6 protein-coding genes are annotated in these 4,976 nt (G+C 65.1%); 5 read left to right on the top strand and 1 reads right to left on the bottom strand.

Going from position 1 to position 4,976, the window contains the following annotated elements; all coding sequences use genetic code 11:
- The 3 genes from EOA32_RS32835 to EOA32_RS32845 form a co-directional block, all read left to right on the top strand.
- On the top strand, window positions 1-906 hold a 906-nt coding region (locus EOA32_RS32835; RefSeq protein WP_145971430.1), incomplete at its 5' end, for an ATP-binding cassette domain-containing protein.
- Window positions 903-1,868, top strand: a complete 966-nt coding sequence (locus tag EOA32_RS32840; protein ID WP_095832426.1) for an ABC transporter permease — start codon at window positions 903-905, stop codon at window positions 1,866-1,868. The genes EOA32_RS32835 and EOA32_RS32840, both read left to right, overlap by 4 nt.
- 69 nt (window positions 1,869-1,937) lie before the next feature.
- Window positions 1,938-2,954 (top strand): zinc-binding alcohol dehydrogenase family protein, encoded by a 1,017-nt coding sequence (locus EOA32_RS32845; RefSeq protein ID WP_095832425.1) that lies wholly within the window; start codon window positions 1,938-1,940, stop codon window positions 2,952-2,954.
- A 66-nt stretch (window positions 2,955-3,020) separates the two neighbouring features.
- On the opposite strand, the gene phnF is transcribed toward EOA32_RS32845, so the two are convergent.
- The gene (gene phnF / locus EOA32_RS32850) at window positions 3,021-3,779 is read right to left on the bottom strand and encodes a phosphonate metabolism transcriptional regulator PhnF (RefSeq protein ID WP_245499467.1); all 759 of its coding nucleotides are present in this window, start codon (window positions 3,777-3,779) and stop codon (window positions 3,021-3,023) included.
- 115 nt (window positions 3,780-3,894) lie between these two features.
- Here phnF and phnG point away from each other — a divergent pair, with 115 nt between their 5' ends.
- Window positions 3,895-4,356 (top strand): phosphonate C-P lyase system protein PhnG, encoded by a 462-nt coding sequence (gene phnG / locus EOA32_RS32855; protein WP_095780105.1) that lies wholly within the window; start codon window positions 3,895-3,897, stop codon window positions 4,354-4,356.
- Complete coding sequence (gene phnH / locus EOA32_RS32860; protein WP_095783558.1) at window positions 4,356-4,967, top strand: phosphonate C-P lyase system protein PhnH; 612 nt, start codon at window positions 4,356-4,358, stop codon at window positions 4,965-4,967. The genes phnG and phnH overlap by 1 nt, the downstream gene beginning before the upstream one ends.
- Window positions 4,968-4,976: the final 9 nt, after the last annotated feature.

Genomic DNA, 4,976 nt, shown 5'->3' on the forward strand with positions numbered 1-4,976 from the left:
GAGGAGGTGTTCGAGCTTGCCGATCGCGTTTCGGTGCTGCGCGACGGCACCCTCGTCGGCACCCGCAACATAGCCGAGACCAGCGAGCCGGAACTGGTCAAACTGATGATCAATCGCTCGATCGAGCAGATCTACCACAAGGAGCATTTCACGCCGGGCGCGACGATCGTCGAGACGCGGAATCTGTCCGGCAAGGGTTTCGAGAACGTCTCGGTGACTGTCCGCGCGGGCGAGATCGTCGGACTTTACGGCTTGATCGGAGCCGGCCGCAGCGAGTTCGTCACCACGCTTTACGGCCGCCACAGGAAGTCGGCCGGTCAGATCCTGTGGCAAGGCAAGGAGGTGCAAGTCAACTCCGAGCATGACGCGATAAGGCTCGGCATGGCCCTCGCCCCCGAAAGCCGCCGCGACCAAGGCCTCTGCCTCAACCTGCCGGTCGGCACGAATCTCAACCTGCCGATCTACAAGCGCATCTCGAGCAATCTTCTGATCTCAGGCTCGCGCGAGAAGGCCGAGGCCGATCGCCAGATAGCCGATCTCAGGATCAAGACGCCGACGCGCCATGCGCTGGCCTCCAGCCTGTCGGGCGGCAACCAGCAGAAGATCGTCATCGGCAAATGGCTGGCGCATGGCGCCAAGCTGTTCATCTTCGACGAGCCGACGGTCGGCGTCGATGTCGGTACCAAGGCCGAGATTTACCGGCTGTTCTCGACGCTTCTGTCTAAGGGCGCCGGCATCATCCTGATCTCGTCCTACCTGCCGGAAGTCTACGAGCTCGCCGACACGCTGCATGTGTTCCGCCGCGGCAAGCTGGTCGCGACGCATGGCTTCCGCACCGCCAGCCATGAGGACATTTTGGGCCAAGCGCTGGCCGAGAAACAAGAAAAGACGGGAGGACGAAAATGAGCACCGAGGCGATCCCCGCCGAAAAGCCGAAGCGCAACTACAACGCCCTGTTCGGGCTGACGCTGCTCGGCTTGTTGCTTTTGATGTGGATCGTGCTGGCGGTCGCCACACCCTCCTTCGCCACGACGCTCAACATCACCAATCTTTTGCGTCAGGGTTCGCTGATCGCCATCCTCGCGGTCGGCCAGACCTTCGTCATCATCACCGGCGGCATCGATCTCTCGGTCGGTGCCGTGGTCGGCTTCACCACCGTCATCGTGGCGCTTCTGATCAATGCCGGCTGGCCGATCTGGGCGGCTGTGCTCATTACCTTGCTCGCCGGCGTCGCCATCGGCCTGTTCCACGGCTTCGGCATCGTCAAGATGGGCCTGCCGCCCTTCATCATCACCCTGGCCACGATGACCTCGCTGCGCGGCATCGGTCTCTTGATGACCAACGGCAATTCGATCTCGATCAACAGCGACTCTTTCCAGGCCTTCTCGCGCGGCTCGCTGCTCGGTATCCCCTACCTGTTCTGGATGGTGATCCTGGTCGCCATACCGTCCTATGTGTTCCTGCACCACACGCGCTGGGGCCGCTATTTGTTCTCGGTCGGCTCCAATGCGGAGGCCGCGCGCCTTTCCGGCGTGAACGTGCCGCGCACCATCTTCATGGCCTATATCCTGTCCGGCCTGCTCGCGGCTTTCGTGGGTGTGCTGCTTGCCTCGCGCATCGGCATCGGCAACCCGACCCAGGGCGACACTTATGAGCTGCAGGCCATCGCCTCGTCGGTGATCGGCGGCACCTCGCTGTTCGGCGCCATCGGCTCGGTGCATGGACCGCTGATCGGGTCCTTCATTCTTTCAACGATCAACAACGGCGCCAACCTGCTCAACGTCAACACCTTCTGGCAGCGCGTCATCACCGGCCTGCTGATCATCGTCATCGTCTACTTCGACGGCCTGCGCCGTCGCGGCAAATAATCGTTCCTGAAATGACGCGCCGGCCCCGATCGAGCGGGGCCGACGTCCCTTCTAACACTGGATCAGCGCATGAAAGCCGTCGTCTGCCGCTCGCCTGGCGACCTTGTTCTCGAAGACCGCGCCGAACCCGGCGCGCCGCCGCCCGGCTGGGCGCGCATCGCAGTCAGCCATGTCGGCATCTGCGGCACCGACTATCACATCTTCGAAGGCAAGCACCCGTTCCTCGCCTATCCGCGCATCATGGGCCACGAGGTCTCGGGCACGGTCGTCGAGCGAGGTGAAGGCGTCGAGCTTGCCATCGGCGAGCCGGTGATCATCAACCCCTATCTCGCCTGCGGCAAATGCGTTGCCTGCCGGCACGGCAAGCCGAACTGCTGCGTGCAGATCGAGGTGCTTGGCGTCCATCGCGACGGCGCCATGTGCGACGAGATCCTGGTGCCGGCGCAAAACCTTTATCCAGCAAATGGCCTATCGCTGGCCGATGCCGCCGCCGTCGAATTCCTGGCCATCGGCGCACACGCCGTGCGGCGCTCGCTGAGTGCGCCCGGCCAGCGCACGCTGGTCATCGGCGCCGGTCCGATCGGCCTTGGCACGGCACTGTTCGCCCGCATCGCCGGCCTCGATGTCAGCCTGCTCGACATGAGCACCGAACGGCTCGATTTCGCCGAAAGCGAGCTCGGCTTTGCCGCACTCGACGGCTCGAAAGCGCCGGCTGCCGATCTGGTGCGGCAGGCGTCCCGCGGCGAAGGCTTCGACCTTGTGTTCGACGCCACCGGCAACACGCAGTCGGTTCAGTCCGCCTTCACCCATGTCGCGCATGGCGGAGCGCTGGTGCTGGTCAGCGTCGTCAAGGACGACATCACCTTCTCCGATCCCGAGTTTCACAAGCGCGAGATGACGCTGGTCGGCAGCCGCAATGCGCTCAGAGCAGACTTCGACCATGTCGCCGCCTCGATCCGCAACGGCGCCGTGCCGCTGGAGAAACTCGTCACCCACCGCACGACCCTTGCCGATACGCCGCGCGATCTAGCGCGCTGGGCGCACGAAAAATCCGGGTTGATCAAAGCGGTTATCGAGGTCGGATAGGGAGGCCCGACCCGCCCGTGGATGACGACCTCAGGGGTTGTCGCCCTTGATGACGGATGTCGAAGGCTAATCGCCGGCCGACAACTTCAGCTCCACTCGCTCGGCCGGGAACCGCGACTCCGCGAACTGGATCGGCTGGCCGTCCATCGTGACATTGATGGCGATCGTGACCAGCACGATGGCGCCCGGCTGCAGCTCGAGATCGGCAAGATCGTCCGCATCGGCGTGGCGCGCCGACAGCACCGTCGAGCGCCTCAGATAGTCGTTGATGCCGAAACGCTTGAGCGAAGCGGTGATCGATCCCGTCTCGGCCATCACGGTCTCGATGCCGGCGAAGCGCTTGGCATCGAACCAGGTCGTCGCCCGTGACACCGGATGCCCGTCGGCTTCGCCGCGCGTCTCCAGTCGGATCACGGCCGATCCCCTGGCAATGCTCAGCGCCTCGGCGATGCGGCGGCTGGCCGGCTCGGTCGATGAGGACAGCAGAGCGATGTGCCGCTCGGTCGTCTGTCCCTGCAGCCCGGTCGAGAAGCGGGTGCGCGCGCCGATCGGATAGGACAGGCGCTTGCGCGACAAGACGAAGGTGCCGCGCCCCTGCTCGGCCTTGAGCACGCCTTCCTGCACCAGCGCGGCAATCGCGCTGCGCACCGTGTGGCGGTTGACGCCATAGCGTTCGGCCAGCGCCACCTCAGGCGGCAGCGCCGCATTCTCGGTGAAATCGCCGCTGGCGATCCCCTGCAATATCTTGTCGGCGATCTGCCGCCAGAGCGACACGCCGTTGCGCCTTTCGATACTGCTCGCCCGCTCGATCAATTTTGCCCCCAATCACTTTTCCCCCGTCTGTCATGCGCCCGTCATCGACTCTCGGTAGGAGGTAAGTATAATTTGTATAGTTGTCTATATCAATAGACAAATCATATTGTGCAAAGGAGTTGGAGCGATGCGAGGACAGGAAGCGCGCGAGCAGGCCGAGAGGAAAGGCATCATGGCGACGCTGGCGCACGCGCCAGCCGACGAGATCGCGCGGCTGTGGAACGGCTCCGGCCTGCCCTCCGAGGCCGAGCTGCTGCGCGGCCCGGAGACCGGCTTGGTGACGGTGCGCGGGCGGATCGGCGGCGGCGGCGCGCCGTTCAATGTCGGCGAGGCGACCGCGACACGCGCCACCGTGCGGGTGCCCTCCGGACAGGTCGGCCATTCCTACGCGCTCGGCCGCGACAAGGGCAAAGCCAGGCTCGCCGCAATCGCCGACGCGCTCTGGCAGGACCCGGCCTATCGCGAGACCATCGAGTCGAAGCTGGTCGCGCCGTTGCGCGCGGCGCTCGATGCGGCGCGCGAGAAGCGGCGCGTCGAGACGGCGGCCACGAAAGTGGATTTCTTCACCATGGTGCGCGGAGAGGACTGATGGAGATCGCCGCGCAATCGATCGAGGGCGGCTTCGCCGATCCGGTCTTCAATGCGCAGACCGCGTTCCGCGCCATCATGGACGCGATGGCGCGCCCCGGCAGCGTGCAGGCGCTGCCGCCGCTCGCCCAGCCGCCGGCGCCGCTGTCGGCGACCGCCGGCGCGGTGGCGCTTTCGCTCTGCGACAACGACACGCCGATCTGGCTCGATCCGTGGCTGCAGGCGGAAGCTTCGGTCAAGGCGTGGCTCGGCTTCCACACCGGCGCGCCCCTCGCAAACACGCCGGCCGACGCGCATTTCGCTTTGATAGCCAACCCGGCGGGGATGGCGGCGCTCGACGGCTTTTCGCAAGGCACGCAGGAATATCCCGACCGCTCGACGACGCTGATCCTGCTCACCGACGATCTCGTCTCCGGCCCGTCGCTGCTCCTCGAAGGCCCCGGCATCGAGAAGACCGCGACGATCGCGCCGACCGGCATGCCGCGCCATTTCGTCGAGCAATGGAAACAGAACAACCAGCGCTTCCCGCGCGGCGTCGACATCATCCTGGCGGCGCCTGGCAAGCTCGCCTGCCTTCCGCGCACCACCCGCATCAAAACGATGGAGGCATGACATGTATGT

It is taken from the genome of Mesorhizobium sp. M1A.F.Ca.ET.072.01.1.1, assembly GCF_004023325.1.
Taxonomy (GTDB): domain Bacteria; phylum Pseudomonadota; class Alphaproteobacteria; order Rhizobiales; family Rhizobiaceae; genus Mesorhizobium.